We start from the raw sequence: 15,191 nt of genomic DNA on the forward strand, positions 1-15,191 counted from the left end.
ATATGAACATTTTAGATAAAGAGAAATTAGACTCAACACTTAAAGAAATCAAGAAAGAAGCTGATAGCCGGTTCAATGACTGGACTGACGAACAGAAGCGCAGTTGGGTGTATGCCACTGCCTATGCTTGGATGGCATCTTTTGATAATGCTGATGCGTTGGTAGTAGATGCATCAGAGTCAGATGCGGGAACTAAGCTAGCATTGATGCACATAGAGATAATGATGAATAGCATGTCTGAATCTGCTAGTAAGTCAAAAGCTAAATAGCCCTAGAAGCGCACCATATCGACGATAAGCCACTAACAGGAAGATTGGTGTGTAATGTATCGTATCGAAATCTGCTGACCCGTATATCGCCTTACACAACCTCACTTGTCATAAGACATGAAATTACCCCTAGAGAAATCTAGGGGCATCTTTCGTTTGTGCTGGCTTAGTTGGTTTCTTCTTCTCTGGCAGCATCTAGTTCGGCTTGCAGTTCTGATTTAGCTTCTTTGTACTGCTCACCTGTCGGGTTATACGTCTTCATTGCTTTTTCTGCTTCTTCCAAGTTGCCATCAGCAATATGGTTTCTTACTTCTTTTTTGAGTTTAGTCCATTTGGCATTTGTAAGTTTGGGTTTCGATGCGGATGAAGTGCCAGTGCCTAAGAACGCCATGATGTGCGCTTCTCGCTGTTCATCCGTCATGTTCATAATATCTTCTGCTGTCACACCGGCTTTAGCTTGTGTGGATTTGCTATTCAGGCTGGTGATGTAACTGCTGAACCATTCTTCAAAAGCATCATCATCGAGAATAACATAGTCATTTCCATAAGCCTGAAAGCCTTTGTCGGCTTTGCCATCTTTGGTAATTGGCATTCCGATTTTAACTTCTTTCTTTTCGCCATCTAAGACAAATTTAGTTTCAGGTGCAGTCAGGGGAAGCATTGTGGTGTAAGCAATATGCTTTTCTCCGATAGCTTTTTTAATAGCATTGCTGAGTGCTTTAGCTGTCAGTTGACTCATATCACCGTCATAAGCGCTCAGGATATCGGTTAGCTTAGTGATTGATGGCTTGCTGCTTTTTTTAGTCATAGAAATACCTCGGCACTCAGACTAGTACGGCTATAGCGGGAAGACAAGTGAGTGTGAGTGAATCTATGTTAGTAGAGACAAAAAAGACCCCCACCCATACCGGCAGGGGTGAGGGCTGGCTATCGAGTAGGTCAGGTGGTACGGCTGCTGAGATACCAGCGCATCAGGCTAGTGCTACTATCCAAACTTTGCTGATACGGCCATGGGTTACGGTGACGGCCACAGCGAACGCCTCGTCGGACAGGTCGCCCGCGAACACCCGGGCACCCTCATCGCCACCAAGATCAGTCCCCTGAACGGGCAGTGGCCCGCCGCGCCCGCCACCACCGCCGATCAGGCCTACCCCGGCGAGTACGTGATCCGCATGACCGAAGAGAGCCTCGCCCGCCTGGGCCTGGACACCATCGACGTGCAGCAACTTCACGTCTGGAACGACTCCTGGCTGGGCCAGGGCGACTGGCAGGACGCCGTGACGCAGCTCAAGCGCGACGGCAAGGTCCGCGCCTTCGGCATCAGCGTCAACGACCACCAGCCTCACAACGCCGTGGCCGCCGTCGAGGCCGGAGCGGTGGACAGCGTGCAGGTCATCTACAACGTGTTCGACCAGTCCCCCCAGGACCGCCTGCTCGACGCCTGCCACGCCCACGGCGTCGGCGTGATCGTCCGCGTGGCCCTCGACGAGGGTAGCCTGACCGGCACCCTGACCGAAAACACCACCTTCCCGGAAGGCGACTGGCGCAACGGGTACTTCGGCGGCAACCGCCTGACCGAACTGCAACCCCGCCTGCGCGCCATCGAACAGGACCTCGGCCTGCGCACCGACCAGCTCGCCGAGACCAGCCTGCGCTTCGTCCTCAGCCACCCGGCTGTGTCCACCGTGATCGTCGGGATGCGCTCGGTGCGTAACGTGGAACGCAACGCCGCCCTCGCGGACGGCCAGGGCCTCCCGGCCGAACAGGTACGCAAACTCTACGCGCACCGCTGGGACCGCAACTGGTACCTCCCCGCCGAGTAACGCCCAGCTCCGGGGGGTTCCGGACGCGCGGTACGCTGCGAGCATGAAACGACTCGGTGACGTGATCATCTTGGAACTCCCCGCCACCCTGATGGGCACGCCCAGCGTCATCCACCCGGTCGCGCTGGTCGGCCCGGACCATATCCTGACTCTGGTGGACACCGGGCTGCCCGGCATGCTGGACGCCATCATCGGCGAACTGCACGCCGCCGACTTCACGCTCGGGCAGGTGCGGCGAGTGATCGTCACGCACCACGACCTCGACCACATCGGCAGCCTGGAAGCCGTCGTGCACGCCACCGGCGCGGAAGTCTGGGCACTGGAACCCGAGGTGCCGTACGTCACGGGCGAACGGCGTGCCCAGAAACTTCCCAGCCCCGAGCAGGCGCAGGCGATGCTGGCCGACCCGGATCTGAACCCCGTCATGCGCGCCATGCTGACCCGCGAACCCGTCCGTGTGCCCGTCAGCCGCGCCCTGCGGGACGGCGACCTGCTGCCCGGTCAGGTCCGCGTGATCGCCACGCCCGGCCACACCCCCGGCCACCTGAGCCTGCTCGTTCCCGGCGGGAACATCCTGATCAGCGGCGACGCGCTGACCTCACAGGACGGCGCGCTGCACGGCCCCCTCTCCCGCGCCACGCCCGACCTGCCCGGCGCGCACGACTCCGTCCGCCGGCTCGCGCAGGAGGACGTGCAGACCATCGTCACGTACCACGGCGGCGTGGTCAGCGACGACGCCGGAGGGCAACTGCGCGCCCTGGCCGCCAGCCTGGACAGCTGACCCCGGCCCTTACCCCGTCCCGGCAGGTTGCCGCTGCATCAGCGCGGTGCGTTTGCACCGTGCCACGATCTCGCCCCGCTGGTTGATCGCACGGTGCTCCACGGTCACGATGCCCGCGTCGGGGCGGCTGCGGCTCTCACGGACCTCCAGCACCTCGGACTCGGCGTGAATGGTGTCCCCGTGAAACACGGGTTTCGGGAAGGTCACGTCCGTCAGGCCCAGGTTCGCCACCAGCGTGCCCAGCGTCAACTCATGCACGCTGAGGCCCACCAGCAGGCTCAGGGTGAGCAAGCTGTTTACCAGCGGTCGCCCGAACTCGGTTCCGGCCGCGTACTCGTGATCCAGGTGCAGCGGCTGCGGATTCATGGTCATGGTCGTGAAGAACACGTTGTCGGCCTCGGTCACGGTGCGCGTCACGCGGTGCCGGATGAGGGTGCCGGGCGTCAGCTCCTCCAGGTAACGCCCCTGCGGGCGGTTCAGGTCCTCATTCATGGGGTGCCTCCGGTGGTCAGTGGGGAGCAGGAAGTGGGGAGTGGATCGTGGTGTTTCCACGGCCCACGCATCACTGGCCTACTCATCACTGCCGACCTCCTGCGCGAGGATGGCGCGCGCGGCGGCCAGCATGGGTTCATCGACCATCTGGCCCTCGAAGCTGAAGGCTCCGTGCCCCTGCGCGGCGGCATCGTGGGCGGCGGCGAGCAGGGCGTGGGCGCGGGTCTTCTCGGCGTCGGTCGCGCCGAAGAGGTCGTGGGCCAGTGCAACCTGCGCCGGGTGGATGCAGAGCTTCCCGGCGTACCCGAGGGCGCGGCCCAGCGCCCCGTCCTCGCGGAAGCGGTCCGGGTCGTTAAGGGCGGTCACGACGATATCCAGCGCGGGCACGCCGGTCAGGCGGGCGGCCAGCGCCACCTGCGAGCGGGCGTACAGCACTTCCAGCCCGCCGGGGGTGCGCCGCCCACCCAGGTCGGTCGTGTAGTCCTCCGCGCCGAAGTAGGCCCAGCGCACGGCGTCTTCACGCAGGATCTCGTGGGCGTTCCACACGCCGGCCCCGGTTTCCAGGCCCGCCAGGATCGGCAGGTTCAGGCCGTGCGTGGCCAGCGCATTCACGACGAGGCGCACGTCGGCGGCGCTCTCCAGTTTCGGGATGACCACCCCGGCCAGTTCTGGCGTGAGGACGTTCAGGTCGCCTGCGAAGTACGGCGAGTGCGGGGCGTTCACGCGCAGGAACACCGGCAGGTGCGGCGCGGCCGTCATCAGGTCCCGCGCGGCGTCCTGCGCGACCGGGCGGGCGGCGGCCTTCGCTTCCGGGTTGCCGGGAATGGCGTCTTCCAGGTCGATCACCACGGCGTCCGGCTGCGCGCGCGGCAGTTTGGCGATCAGGTCGGCGCGGTTGCCCGGCGCGAACAGCAGGCTGCGCGGGCGGGCCAGTCGGGGGGCGCTCACGCGGGCCACCCCTGGCGGAGCAGCTTGCAGGAGAACAAACGAACGTTCGTTGACATGCCCCGAGGATAGCGGCTGGACCCGCTCCCGGCGAGCCGCGCCGGAGGGCCGGACAGCCTACCCGGCCCGCCCGGCCGGGTCCGGTTCGTCCAGTCGCAGCAGCGCCGGGGAGAGGAAGCCCGCCAGGGCGGCCAGTCCACTCAGGACGCCGCCCACGATGAAGACGCCGCGCACGCCGATCCACTCGCCCAGAGGCGCGGCGAGGGCCAGACCGGCCGGACCGGCCAGACCCATGACCATGTTCAGCAGCGACAGCGCGCGGCCCTGCAACTCGTTCGGAATGACCCGCTGAAGCAGCGCCGTCATGGGCGCGTTCCCGAACGTGAAAGCCGCGCCGCTCACGACCCACCACGTGATCGCCAGCCAGAACGCCCCTGCCGGGGCCAGGGCTGTCAGGGCGACCGTCACGCACGACACGGCGAACGCCACGAGGACCGTCACGACCTGCCGGCGCGGGTTGAGGGCCGCGATCAGCACCCCGCCCGCGATCATGCCCAGCCCGGACAGGCCCTCCATCAGCGCGACCTGCGCCGCCCCGCCCCCGAAGTGCTCCTTGACGAGCAGCGGCGTCAGCGTGAAGGTGGGCATGACGGCCAGGACCACCGCGCCCAGCAGCAGGTACAGCCGCCGCAGGCCCGGATGCCCCCAGACCACGCGGACGCCCGCGCGGAACTCGGTCAGGACGCCCGTGCGGTCCTCCCGCGCCAGCCGCCGCTGCGGCACTGCGTACACCAGCAGCGGCGCGACACCCAGCAGGGCCGTGACCACGTCGATGCTCAGGGCCGCGCCCAGCGGCAGCACGCTGATCGCCAGCGCTCCCAGCGGGGCGGCCGCGACGGTCATGATCCCCTGAAGGGACTGGTTCAGTCCGGCGGCGCGCGGCAGGAACGAGGCGGGGACCAGCATGGCGCTGCTCGCGCCGGCCGCCGGTGTCTGGAAGGCCTGCATGGCCGAGCGGATGAACATCATGGTGTACACGTGCCACAGTTCGACCGTGCCGCTGGCGAACAGGCTGATCAGGACCAGCATGCACGCGGCGCTGACCACGTCGGCGGTGATCATGATCGCGCGGCGGCTGTAGCGGTCCGCGAAGATGCCGCCCAGCGGGGACAGCAGCGCCTGCGGCAGCAGGGCCGCGACGCCCGCGATGCCCAGCGCGGCGGCGCTGCCGGTCGTGTCGGTGATCCACCACAGCAGCACGAACTGCGTCATGGCCGAGCCGATCAGGGACAGGGCCTGCCCGGTAAAGATGCTCCAGTAGCGGCGCTGCCAGCCGGGGCCGGGATCGTAGGCGGCCTGGGGGTCCGGCGCGGCGGGGTTCAGCGGGTCCATGCGGTCAGCGTCTCCCGCAGCGCGTGGACCTGCGTGTCGTTCAGGCGGGGCAGGCCGGTCAGGTCGCCCATCCAGTACCCGTCGCAGGCGAGGCGGATGGCGTGCGCGGTCCCGGCGGGCAGACCGTCGTGTTCGGGTTCGGTCAGCAGGAACGCCTGGGCCTCGCTCAGGCCGGCCAGCAGCGCCGGGTGCCCGGCCAGTGGCGCGAGGGCCGCGTGCAGCGCCTGCCCGTCCTCGTCCGGGGTGAAGGTCAGGGCGATGTACGCGCGCAGCCACGCGCCGCGTGCCGGGCCGTGCGCGGCGAGTTCGGCGGCGTGCGCGGTGGTCAGCCGCTGGCGGAAGTCGTCGATCAGGGCAGCGCCCAGCGCACGCAGCAGGGCGTCGCGGGTGGGGTAGTGGTGCAGCAGGCCGCCCTTGCTGATCCCGGCGGCGCGGGCCACGGCGTCCAGCGACAGGGACGCGCCCTGCTCGCGCAGCACGGTGGAGGCGGCGGCCAGCAGGGCGGCGCGGGTCAGTTCCGGTTGGCGGGCTCTTGGCATGCTGCCAACATACCGTCCAGACGGTCGGTAAAGATGAGTGGCGTTCCTGGCGCGCCTGCCTAGTTTCCGGCATTGACCCGGTGAGGGCGCGGCGCGTACACTTCCCGGCATGAACGCGGCGAGTAACAACAACGTGAATGATGATCCCTGCTAGGGGACGTCACGCCGCATACCGCGCCCCCGACCCCACCACGGAGTCGGGGGCTTCTTCATGAACAAGGAGACGAGAGCCCATGACCACCGAAGCGCACACCCCGGAAGCCGCCCAGCAACGCCTGCCCCGCACCCTCACCCGCGACCTGAACCACCACGACGGTCAGACCGTGCGCCTGCAGGGCTTCGTGCACGCCCGCCGCGACCTGGGCGGCGTGCAGTTCGTGGTGCTGCGCGACGTGAGCGGCGTCACGCAGTGCGTCGGTAAGGGCCTGAACCTGCCGCTCGCGGAGAGCAGCGTGGAGGTCACGGGCACCGTCAAGGCGCACCCCAAGGCGCCCGGCGGGTTCGAGGTGCAGATCAGTGAGTTCCGCGTGATCAGCGCCGCCGTGGAGGCCAGCCCGGTCGAGATTCCCAAGATGGAATGGAACGTCAACCCGGAAACCATGCTGGACTACCGCGTGGTGACCGTGCGCGGCCTGAAGGAACGCGCCGCGCTGAAGGTGCAGGCTGAACTCGTCGCGGCGTTCCGGGATCACCTGATGACCGAGGGTTTCACCGAGATCAGCACGCCCAAGATCGTCTCGGCGGGCGCGGAGGGCGGCGCGAACCTGTTCCCCATCGACTACTTCGGGCACCCCGCGTACCTCGCGCAGAGCCCGCAGCTGTACAAGCAGATCATGGTCGGCGTCTTCGAGCGCGTGTTCGAGGTCGCGCCCGTCTACCGCGCCGAGGAGCACGCCACCAGCCGCCACCTGAACGAGTACCTGAGCCTGGACGTCGAGATGGGCTTCATCGAGGACGAGGAAGACGTCATGAGCCTGGAGAACCGCCTGCTGGCGAGCATCATGACCCGCCTGCACGCCACCTCGCAGGCCGAGTTCGACCTGCTGGGCGCGACCATTCCCGACGTGCCCGCGCACATTCCGCGCATCAGCCTGTTCGACGCCCGCGCCCTCGTGACCGAGAAGTACGGGCATTCGGTGGGCGGCAAGGACCTCGACCCGGAAGCCGAGCGCCTGCTGTGCCAGCACTACGCGGAAACAGAGGGCAGCGACTTCGTGTTCGTCACCAAGTACCCCCGCGCCGCCCGGCCCTTCTACGCGCACCCGGACAGCAACCCCGACGGCAGCCTCAGCAGCGAGATCACGCGCGGCTTCGACCTGCTGTTCCGCGGCATCGAGATCACGTCGGGCGGCCAGCGCATCCACGACCACGCCATGCTGATGGAGTCCATCGCCGCGTACAAACTCAACCCCGAGTCGCTTTCGGGCTACACCGAGGTCTTCAAGTACGGCATGCCCCCCCACGGCGGCTTCGCCATCGGCGCCGAACGCCTGACCGCCAAACTGCTGGGCATCAGCAACGTCCGCTACGCCCGCGCCTTCCCCCGCGACCGCCACCGGCTGACGCCCTGAGGGGCGTGGGTGATGGTTGATAGATGATGGTTGATGGCTGATGGACAGGCTCGCCCCGTGACGGGTGGGCCTGTTTTCCATTGTTGGGCGGGTGTACGCTGGATGCACACCCCAGCCCCCCCGGCCCCGGAGGAACCACCATGCGCGCACCTGCCGTCCGACCCGCCCTGATCCTGACTGCCGCCCTGCTGGGAAGCGCCAGCACGCACGCACTGGCCGCCTGCGACCCCGCCGGGTTCATGCCGCCCGGCACCCGCACGTACCGCCTGACCACGCAGGCCCAGAGCAGCACCTTCACGTCCCGCGCCCAGGTGAAAGGCAACGCCGTGACCGTGCAGACCACCATGGGCGGCCAGACGACCACCAGCACCTGGACCTGCACCGGCAAGGGCATGACCGCCAACATCGGCTCCGGCAAGGGCGACCTGCGACTGGATTCCGGGTTCTACCCGCCCACATCCGCCTGGAAGGTCGGGTATGCCTGGACCAGCGACGGGAAGCTGCAGGCCAGCGGCGGCATGAATATGCAGAGCCGCAGCCGCAGCCGCATCGCCGCGCAGGAGAAAGTCACCACGCCCGCCGGGACCTTCACGGCGCTGCGGGTCGAGACGACCACGACCACCACCATGACCCCACCCGCCGGGACGGACCTGCCGCCCGGCATGGACCTGAACAAACTGATGGGCGGCGAGACCACCAGCACCGCGTGGTACGTGCGCGGCGTCGGCCTCGTCAAGCAGACCATCCCATCCGCGCAGCACAGCATGGTCCTGACGAAGTACACCCGCTGACCCACTCCCGCTGGCCCTTACCGGCCCCGGCGCACCTGGGCTACCATTCCCGGCATGACCGACCCCACCCGAGGCAGCAACGAACAGGCCCTGAACGAGGAATTCGCGCAGTTCAGCGTGGACGGGCAGCGCATGTACGGCCTGCTGCACCGCCCCACCGGCGACGCGCCCGCGCAGGGCTGGCCCAGCGTGGTCATCCTGCACGGCTTCACCGGTAACCGTGGCGGCGATCACCGCCTGCTGCCGCTGCTGTCACGGTTCCTGGCGGCCAGGGGCATCGCCAGCCTCCGCTTTGATTTCCGTGGCAGCGGCGAGAGCCACGGCGATTTCAGCGAGATGACCGTCACCCGCGAGGTGCAGGACACGCAGGCCGCCTTCGAGTACCTGCGCCGCCAGTCGGGCATCGACCCGGAACGCACCATGCTGCTGGGCTTCAGCATGGGCGGGCTGGTCGCCGCGCTCAGCGCGCCCCTGGTGCGCCCGCACCGCCTCGCGCTGTGGGCCCCCGCCCTGCCGGAACTGTGGTTGCCGTTCCTGCGCGGCGGCTTCCTGCCCGCCACCGTCACGGATTACGGCGGCTGGCCGCTGGGCCGCGACTTCCTGCAGGAAATGACCCGCCTGCGCCCCCTGGAAGCCGCTGCCGGGTGGCAGGGCGAGGCCCGCGTCTTCCACGGAGACGCCGACCAGACCTGCCCCCCCGAATATGGCGTGCGCTACGCCCAGGCCCTGCGCTGCGAGGCCGTCGCCATTCCCGGTGCGGGCCACACCTTCGACTCGCTTGAACAGGTGGACCTGCTGTACCGCGAAACGGCGCGCTTCCTCACCGGGGAGTGAAGGAGAGGCGGGATGCGGTGCGTGTGGAGCGGGGAAGGCAGGGGCCGTTCCCGCCCACTTCTCACTCCCGACCCGCCACTGCCTACCCGTCCGAGCGGGCGACCCAGATGGTGTGCCACGCGCCCCGGCCCTCGCGGGCGCGGGCGCGGCGGACCTCGGTGTGGTACCCGGCCCTCTCCAGCGCGGCCGTGAAGCGCGGCACGGCCTCCACGCTCCAGACGGCCAGCAGACCGCCGGGCGTCAGGGCGGCGCGGATGGCGGCCAGACCGCGCGGGGAGTACAGCCAGTCGTTGCCGTGCTGGGTCATGCCTTCCGGGCCGTTGTCCACATCCAGCAGGATCGCGTCGAAGGTCCGCCGCGAGGCGCGGATCAGGTCGGCCACGTCGCCCACGTGCACGCGGGTGCGCGGGTCGGTCAGGGGGTACCCGGCGGCCTGTGCGAGCGGACCACGGTTCCAGTCCACGACGGCCCCCACGAGTTCCGCGACGGTGACGGTCCCGTCCGGCCCGGCGCTGCGCAGCGCGGCGGCCAGCGTGAAGCCCATGCCCAGACCGCCCACCAGGACGTGCGCGGCGGCGCGGCCCGCCACCTGCGGCACGGCGTACTCGGCCAGGGCCTCCTCGCTGGCGTGCTGGCGGCTGTTCATGAGTTCGCTCACGTACCCGCTGATGCGGATGCTGAACTCGTTCTCACGCTGCCACAGTTCCAGCTGATCGGGACTGCCGGGAATCGGCGCGGAACCCAGCGGCACCCAGGCTTTCAAGCGCGCACCGGGCGGAGGGAAGGAAGGGGGAGGCGGGGGCAGACAAACGGCATCCGGCCAGTGTACCCGCCTGCCCCGCCTACAACCCGATCAGGGCGCCCAGCGCGGCCGCACCGATCACGACCAGCGCGGGGTTCACGCGCGTGCGGGTCAGCAGCGCGAACGCGGCGGCGGCGATGACGGCCCCTGCCACGTTTTGCACGCTGCCGCGCGCCAGGACCAGCACCCCGGCCAGCAGTACGCCCCCACCGAACGGCAGCAGGGCACTGCGGATGGTGGGCAGCCACTTCCAGCCCAGCAGTCGCCTCCAGGCGAGGGCGGCGGCGGCGCTCAGCAGGGCGGTCGGGCCGTAGAAGCCCAGCGTGGCGGCGGCCGCCCCGGCCCACCCGCCAGCCGCGAAGCCGTAGTGGGTCATGGCCAGCATGTTCGGTCCCGGCATGACCTGCCCCAGCGCGAACCCGCTGGCCAGCGTGTCGGGCGTGATCCAGTGCCGCTGCCCGACCAGCACCCGTTCGATCTCGGCGAGGTTCGCGCCGCCGAAACTGATCAGGCCCAGCCGCGTGAAGGTCAGCAGGATGTCCAGCCAGTTCGCTCCGGCGTCCGTCATGGCCGCTCCGGTTCCGGGCGGGGACGGTGCAGGATCAGGCCCGCGCCCACCACGACGGCCAGGACCGGCAGCAGGTCCAGGCGCAGCAGGCCGATCCCGGCGAAGGTCACCAGGGCCAGCACCCACCCGCCGCGCAGGCCGCCCACGACCCGCAGGACCGGCAGGGCCGCCGTGAGCATGACCGCCAGGGCCGCGCAGGCCGCGCCACGCAGCGCACTCTGTAGGGGGGCGGGCAGCCCGCCGGGCAGGCCGAGCGTGACGACCGTGACGGCCAGCATGGCGATCAGTCCGGGCGTCAGCACGCCCACGACCGCCCAGAGCGCGCCGGTCCAGCCGCGCAGGCGCGCGCCGATCATGGCGGCCAGATTCACAGCGTTCGGGCCGGGCGTCAGTTGCGCCAGCGTGTACGTCTCCGCGAAGTCCAGTTCGGTCATCCAGGCGCGTCCCAGCGCGGCGCGGCGCATGTGGGCGGGCAGGCCGCCGCCGATGCCCACCATCGCCACGCCCGCAAACACCCGCAGCAGGTCCGAGTGCGTGGGCGTGACCGGAACCGGCGCCGGTGGGTGGTGGGGTGCGTCCTCCGGCGGGGCGGGCGGCGGGGCGGCGGGGGCACTCATCTGAACTCCGGTTGAACAGCGTTCAACCCGAGCAGGAGAGAAGCGGATTCCGGGCGTGGAGTTGGCACCCCGGTGCCGTGCCGGGGTGTGAACGCAACAGACGGAATCCGTACCATGGCCCGAGGCTACTCCCGGCCCTGCCGCGCGGGCGTGACTGGCGGGGGAACACCCGTGCACGCAACGCACGCAACCTTCTCCTGACGTGCCTGCTGAGCCGCCCCACTACGCCAACTGGCTGATTCTGCCCGCGTAAATTCGCCCGTGGCGTATCCTGGGAGGCACGATGACCACCTCACCCCCGGACGCCGCCGTGCACGTTCGCGATCTGCGCAAGGCCTACGCCGTACACGAGAAGGAACCCGGCTTCATGGGCAGCCTGCGCTCGTTCGTGAGCCGCAAGACCCGGCAGGTCGAGGCAGTGCGCGGCGTGAGCTTCGACCTGCACCCCGGCGAGGTCGTGGGGTTCCTCGGGCCGAACGGGGCGGGGAAGACCACCACCCTCAAGATGCTCTCGGGGCTGCTGCACCCCTCGGGCGGCGAGGCGCGCGTGGCGGGCTTCGAACCCCGGCGGCGCGAGGCGGCGTTCCTGCGGCAGATCACGCTGGTCATGGGGCAGAAGCAGCAGCTGATCTGGGACCTCCCCGCGCTGGATTCCTTTCTGGTCAATCAGGCGATCTACGAGATCCCGGATGACCAGTACCGCGCGACCATGCGCGAGTTCACGGACGTGCTGGGCCTGGACGGCATCCTGAAAAAGCAGGTGCGCAAGCTGTCGCTGGGCGAACGCATGAAGTGCGAACTGGCCGCCGCGCTGCTGCACCGCCCGAAGGTGCTGTTTCTGGACGAACCGACCATCGGGCTGGACGTGAACATGCAGGAAAGCGTGCGGGCCTTCGTGCGCGACTACAACGAGCGTTACGACGCGACCGTGATCCTCACGAGTCACTACATGGCGGACGTGACCGCCCTGGCCCGTCGCATCCTGGTGATCGACCAGGGCGCGCTGGTGTTCGACGGCGACCTGGGCAGCCTCGCCGGGCAGGCGCGGGCGGGGAAGACGATCCGGCTGCAACTGCGGTCCCCCGTGACCGCGCAGGCACTCGCCGCGTACGGGCAGGACGTGAGCGTGGACGGCCTGAGCGCCCAGCTGAGCGTGCCGCGCGCCGAGGTCAGCGAACGCGCCGCGCGGCTGCTGGCCGACCTGGACGTGGCCGACCTGACCGTCGAGGACCCCAGTATCGAGGCGGTCATGGCTGACCTGTTCGGACACCGCACGCCCCCCGCGCCCGCACTGGAAAGCGCGTGAGCCGCCCCGGCCCCCTGAACACCGCGCGGGTGCTGTTCGTCACGCGCTTCGCGGAGATGGCCGAGTACCGCGCCGAGGTTGTCATCTGGATGCTGTCGGGCACGCTGTCGCTGGTCATGATGCTGGTCTGGATGGCGCAGGCGCAGGCCGCGCCCGGCGGGCAGATTCGTGGCTACGACGCCGCCGGGTTCGCCACGTACTTCCTGAGCACCTGGCTGGTGTCGCAACTGCTGGTCGTGTGGGTCGCGTGGGAACTGGACTTCGAGATCCGGCAGGGCACCCTGTCGGCCAAGCTCCTGCGCCCGCTGGACCCCATGTGGACGCACTACGCGTCGCACGTGGCCGAGCGGCTGGTCAGGATCGCGCCCATGCTGGTGCTGGTCACGGCCTTCGCGCTGCTGTCCGGCGCGCGCTTCACGACCGAGTGGTGGGCGTACCCGGCCGCGCTGGGCCTCGCCGCGCTGGGCTTCACGGCGCGTTTCCTGTACGAGTACGCCATCGGCCTGCTGGCCTTCTGGACCGAGAGCAGCACCAGTTTCCAGGAACTCGCGTGGCTGGTGTACGCCGCGCTGGGCGGCATGTTCGCCCCGCTGGACTTCTACCCCGCCTGGGTGCAGGCCGTGGCCGTCTGGACGCCGTTCCCGTACATGCTGGGCCTGCCCGCGCAACTCCTGGCGGGGAAGGCCGGACCCGAGGACGCCCTGCGCGGCGCGCTCGTCATGCTGGGCTGGCTGGTCGTGTTCTGGTTCCTGCGGCTGGCCGTCTGGCGCGCCGGCCTAAAGAAATATGGCGCGGTGGGAGCATGAGGGTTGATGGTAAACGGTTGATGGTTGACAGAGGCTGGTGCGCTCTTCCATCAACCATCAACTATCAACCATCAGCCTTCTGGGGGGCCGCGTGACGCGTTACCTGCGCCTGTTGCGGATCTTCACGGGCGCGACCCTGTCGGCGCAGCTGGAGTACCGTGCGAACTTCGTGGGGGCGCTGCTGGCCAGCCTGGGCGAGGTGGGCGTGGCGCTGCTGGGCCTGGGGATCGTGTTCGGGCAGCCCGGCATTACCAGCGTGGGCGGCTGGTCGTTCCGGGAGGCGCTGCTGGTCACGGGGTTCTTCATGCTGACCGAGGGTGTGATCAGCGTGTTCATCCAGCCGAACATGAGCAAGATCGCGGACGCCATCCGCACCGGCAGCATGGACTTCACTCTGCTCAAACCCATCGACGCGCAGTTCGGGGTGAGTGCCCGGCACCTGAACGTGCTGCGCGCCCCGGACCTGCTGATTGGCCTGGGCCTGATCGCCTACGCTGCGTCGGGCCTGAGCGTCACGGCGGGTGGGGTGCTGGGCGCGGCGCTGCTGTACGCCTCGGCGGTCGTGATCGTGTACTGCATCTGGCTGGCGCTGAGCACCACGGCGTTCTGGTTCGTGAAGACGCAGAACGTCGCGGAACTGTTCAACGGCGTGTTCGGCGCGGCCCGCTTCCCGGTGTCCGCCTTCCCGCTGCCCGTGCGGGCGTTCCTGACGTTCGTGGTGCCGGTGGCGTTCATCACGACCGTGCCCGCGCAGGCCATGACGGGCGAACTGGCCTGGAGCGTGGCGCTGGCGTCGCCGGTCGTAGCGGCCGCGCTGTTCGTGGGTACCCGCCTGTTCTGGCTGCGCGCGGTCGGCAGTTACACCAGCGCGAGCAGCTGATGCCCACAGGTCCGGGCGCCTGGGAGGCCCCCACTTGGCAGGCACTGGGCCTGAGCCGCCCGCGCGCCCTGCCCCTGACCGGCGCGGCCCGCGAGCGGCTGGCGCACATGACCGAACTGCGCGACATCGACTCGCCCGCCGCAGCCGCCCGCGCCGGGGCCGAGTACGCCGGGGAACGCTGGCTGGCGCCGGACCTGCTGGGCGTGCGCCCCTGGCTGCCGCCGGACACGCCGCGCCGCGAGGTGCCGGGCGCCGTCCTGAACGGCGAGTGGACCGGCTTTCTGGCCCTGCTGGGCGAGTACGGCCCGTGGGTGTACGCCGCCGACGTGCGCGCGTTGCAGGTGCTCTCGGGTGCGTACGCCGCGCTGGTGCAGGCCGCGCAGGTCGCGCCGGAACCCGTGGCCCTTCAGGCCGCCGCACTCTCGCTGGCCGACGCGCCGCACCACACGTTGCTGATCCGGTTGGAAGCCACACCGTACCGCCGCCCCGGGCGGCCCGCGCGCTGGTGGTCGTGGCGGCTGCCCGGAAGGCAGCCTCCCGCCGACGCCACCACGCTGGTCGAACTGGAACGCGCCTTCTGGACGCAGGTGGCCGCGCACGCCCAGGACCGCCGCGCCGCCTGGGCCACCCGCCGCTAGGGTGCGCCTCCGCCGTGTGCTTCCGACTTGCTGCGCCGGGTTCCGGTCAGGGCGGACATTTTAAGCTGTCGTTCACGTCCCTGCCGGATTGTCGGCTGCTGCCGACTTTTCCCCGCGCCGCCGCATTACATTTCCGC

General features: G+C 68.7%; 17 protein-coding genes and 1 pseudogene. 10 read left to right on the forward strand and 8 right to left on the reverse strand.

All coding sequences use genetic code 11. The annotated features are described in order from the left end of the window. Positions 1–2 precede the first annotated feature (2 nt). On the forward strand, positions 3–269 hold the full coding sequence (locus M8445_RS12550; RefSeq protein WP_273988125.1) for a hypothetical protein: 267 nt from the start codon (positions 3–5) through the stop codon (positions 267–269). Positions 270–435: 166 nt separating this feature from the next. On the opposite strand, the gene M8445_RS12555 is transcribed toward M8445_RS12550, so the two are convergent. Beyond that, complete coding sequence (locus M8445_RS12555) at positions 436–1,077, reverse strand: hypothetical protein (RefSeq protein WP_273988127.1); 642 nt, start codon at positions 1,075–1,077, stop codon at positions 436–438. 196 nt (positions 1,078–1,273) lie between these two features. On the opposite strand from M8445_RS12555, the pseudogene M8445_RS12560 reads away from it, so the two are divergent. Together M8445_RS12560 and M8445_RS12565 are read left to right on the forward strand one after the other, a co-directional pair. Further along, positions 1,274–2,092: pseudogene (locus tag M8445_RS12560) on the forward strand (aldo/keto reductase); the annotation flags it as partial. Positions 2,093–2,135: 43 nt separating this feature from the next. Further along, positions 2,136–2,873: an MBL fold metallo-hydrolase gene (locus M8445_RS12565; RefSeq protein ID WP_273988129.1), complete on the forward strand. Its 738-nt coding sequence runs from the start codon at positions 2,136–2,138 to the stop codon at positions 2,871–2,873. Positions 2,874–2,882: 9 nt separating this feature from the next. Here the strand turns inward: M8445_RS12565 and M8445_RS12570 are convergent, their stop codons facing one another. The 4 genes from M8445_RS12570 to M8445_RS12585 all read right to left on the reverse strand — a co-directional run bounded on the left by M8445_RS12570 (position 2,883) and on the right by M8445_RS12585 (position 6,241). Next, positions 2,883–3,365 (reverse strand): MaoC family dehydratase, encoded by a 483-nt coding sequence (locus M8445_RS12570; RefSeq protein ID WP_273988131.1) that lies wholly within the window; start codon positions 3,363–3,365, stop codon positions 2,883–2,885. A gap of 78 nt (positions 3,366–3,443) precedes the next feature. Continuing rightward, a complete protein-coding gene (locus tag M8445_RS12575; RefSeq protein WP_273988132.1) occupies positions 3,444–4,313 on the reverse strand; it encodes an HpcH/HpaI aldolase/citrate lyase family protein in 870 nt (289 codons plus the stop codon). 114 nt (positions 4,314–4,427) lie between these two features. Next, entirely contained in the window at positions 4,428–5,702 is a 1,275-nt protein-coding gene (locus M8445_RS12580; RefSeq protein WP_273988133.1) for an MFS transporter, read from the reverse strand. Beyond that, positions 5,690–6,241: a TetR/AcrR family transcriptional regulator gene (locus M8445_RS12585; protein WP_273988134.1), complete on the reverse strand. Its 552-nt coding sequence runs from the start codon at positions 6,239–6,241 to the stop codon at positions 5,690–5,692. The genes M8445_RS12580 and M8445_RS12585 overlap by 13 nt, the downstream gene beginning before the upstream one ends. Before the next feature lie 233 nt (positions 6,242–6,474). On the opposite strand from M8445_RS12585, the gene aspS reads away from it, so the two are divergent. The 3 genes from aspS to M8445_RS12600 all read left to right on the forward strand — a co-directional run bounded on the left by aspS (position 6,475) and on the right by M8445_RS12600 (position 9,437). Next, entirely contained in the window at positions 6,475–7,812 is a 1,338-nt protein-coding gene (aspS, locus tag M8445_RS12590; RefSeq protein ID WP_273988135.1) for an aspartate--tRNA(Asn) ligase, read from the forward strand. Between the two features lie 140 nt (positions 7,813–7,952). Continuing rightward, complete coding sequence (locus M8445_RS12595) at positions 7,953–8,603, forward strand: hypothetical protein (RefSeq protein ID WP_273988136.1); 651 nt, start codon at positions 7,953–7,955, stop codon at positions 8,601–8,603. Positions 8,604–8,657: 54 nt separating this feature from the next. Next, positions 8,658–9,437, forward strand: a complete 780-nt coding sequence (locus tag M8445_RS12600) for an alpha/beta hydrolase family protein (protein ID WP_273988137.1) — start codon at positions 8,658–8,660, stop codon at positions 9,435–9,437. 82 nt (positions 9,438–9,519) lie between these two features. Here M8445_RS12600 and M8445_RS12605 read toward each other — a convergent pair whose 3' ends face one another. The 3 genes from M8445_RS12605 to M8445_RS12615 all read right to left on the reverse strand — a co-directional run bounded on the left by M8445_RS12605 (position 9,520) and on the right by M8445_RS12615 (position 11,424). Beyond that, positions 9,520–10,200 (reverse strand): spermidine synthase, encoded by a 681-nt coding sequence (locus M8445_RS12605; protein ID WP_273988139.1) that lies wholly within the window; start codon positions 10,198–10,200, stop codon positions 9,520–9,522. Between the two features lie 79 nt (positions 10,201–10,279). Further along, a complete protein-coding gene (locus M8445_RS12610; RefSeq protein WP_273988140.1) occupies positions 10,280–10,807 on the reverse strand; it encodes a chromate transporter in 528 nt (175 codons plus the stop codon). Beyond that, positions 10,804–11,424 carry a chromate transporter gene (locus M8445_RS12615; RefSeq protein WP_273988141.1) on the reverse strand — a complete coding sequence of 207 codons (621 nt, stop codon included), beginning with the start codon at positions 11,422–11,424 and terminating at the stop codon, positions 10,804–10,806. Before M8445_RS12615 ends, M8445_RS12610 begins: the two co-directional genes overlap by 4 nt. Positions 11,425–11,707: 283 nt before the next feature. Between M8445_RS12615 and M8445_RS12620 the strand changes: the two genes are divergently transcribed. The 4 genes from M8445_RS12620 (at position 11,708) to M8445_RS12635 (ending at position 15,054) form a co-directional block, all read left to right on the forward strand. Beyond that, positions 11,708–12,730: an ABC transporter ATP-binding protein gene (locus tag M8445_RS12620; RefSeq protein WP_273988143.1), complete on the forward strand. Its 1,023-nt coding sequence runs from the start codon at positions 11,708–11,710 to the stop codon at positions 12,728–12,730. A gap of 56 nt (positions 12,731–12,786) precedes the next feature. Further along, positions 12,787–13,536 carry an ABC transporter permease gene (locus M8445_RS12625; protein ID WP_273990909.1) on the forward strand — a complete coding sequence of 250 codons (750 nt, stop codon included), beginning with the start codon at positions 12,787–12,789 and terminating at the stop codon, positions 13,534–13,536. A 91-nt stretch (positions 13,537–13,627) separates the two neighbouring features. Next, positions 13,628–14,416: an ABC transporter permease gene (locus M8445_RS12630; protein ID WP_273988144.1), complete on the forward strand. Its 789-nt coding sequence runs from the start codon at positions 13,628–13,630 to the stop codon at positions 14,414–14,416. Then, entirely contained in the window at positions 14,416–15,054 is a 639-nt protein-coding gene (locus M8445_RS12635; protein WP_273988146.1) for a hypothetical protein, read from the forward strand. Before M8445_RS12630 ends, M8445_RS12635 begins: the two co-directional genes overlap by 1 nt. Positions 15,055–15,191: the final 137 nt, after the last annotated feature.

This window comes from Deinococcus aquaticus (assembly GCF_028622095.1).
Classification (GTDB): domain Bacteria; phylum Deinococcota; class Deinococci; order Deinococcales; family Deinococcaceae; genus Deinococcus; species Deinococcus aquaticus.

What these genes read in the sequence shown, in the direction of transcription:
- M8445_RS12620 (WP_273988143.1), top strand. Translation starts at nt 11,708, where the DNA reads ATGACCACCTCACCCCCGGACGCCGCCGTGCACGTTCGCGATCTGCGC.
- aspS (WP_273988135.1), top strand. Translation starts at nt 6,475, where the DNA reads ATGACCACCGAAGCGCACACCCCGGAAGCCGCCCAGCAACGCCTGCCC.
- M8445_RS12610 (WP_273988140.1), bottom strand. Translation starts at nt 10,807, where the DNA reads ATGACGGACGCCGGAGCGAACTGGCTGGACATCCTGCTGACCTTCACG.
- M8445_RS12580 (WP_273988133.1), bottom strand. Translation starts at nt 5,702, where the DNA reads ATGGACCCGCTGAACCCCGCCGCGCCGGACCCCCAGGCCGCCTACGAT.
- M8445_RS12600 (WP_273988137.1), top strand. Translation starts at nt 8,658, where the DNA reads ATGACCGACCCCACCCGAGGCAGCAACGAACAGGCCCTGAACGAGGAA.
- M8445_RS12550 (WP_273988125.1), top strand. Translation starts at nt 3, where the DNA reads ATGAACATTTTAGATAAAGAGAAATTAGACTCAACACTTAAAGAAATC.
- M8445_RS12565 (WP_273988129.1), top strand. Translation starts at nt 2,136, where the DNA reads ATGAAACGACTCGGTGACGTGATCATCTTGGAACTCCCCGCCACCCTG.
- M8445_RS12615 (WP_273988141.1), bottom strand. Translation starts at nt 11,424, where the DNA reads ATGAGTGCCCCCGCCGCCCCGCCGCCCGCCCCGCCGGAGGACGCACCC.
- M8445_RS12625 (WP_273990909.1), top strand. Translation starts at nt 12,787, where the DNA reads ATGGCCGAGTACCGCGCCGAGGTTGTCATCTGGATGCTGTCGGGCACG.
- M8445_RS12595 (WP_273988136.1), top strand. Translation starts at nt 7,953, where the DNA reads ATGCGCGCACCTGCCGTCCGACCCGCCCTGATCCTGACTGCCGCCCTG.
- M8445_RS12570 (WP_273988131.1), bottom strand. Translation starts at nt 3,365, where the DNA reads ATGAATGAGGACCTGAACCGCCCGCAGGGGCGTTACCTGGAGGAGCTG.
- M8445_RS12585 (WP_273988134.1), bottom strand. Translation starts at nt 6,241, where the DNA reads ATGCCAAGAGCCCGCCAACCGGAACTGACCCGCGCCGCCCTGCTGGCC.
- M8445_RS12635 (WP_273988146.1), top strand. Translation starts at nt 14,416, where the DNA reads ATGCCCACAGGTCCGGGCGCCTGGGAGGCCCCCACTTGGCAGGCACTG.
- M8445_RS12555 (WP_273988127.1), bottom strand. Translation starts at nt 1,077, where the DNA reads ATGACTAAAAAAAGCAGCAAGCCATCAATCACTAAGCTAACCGATATC.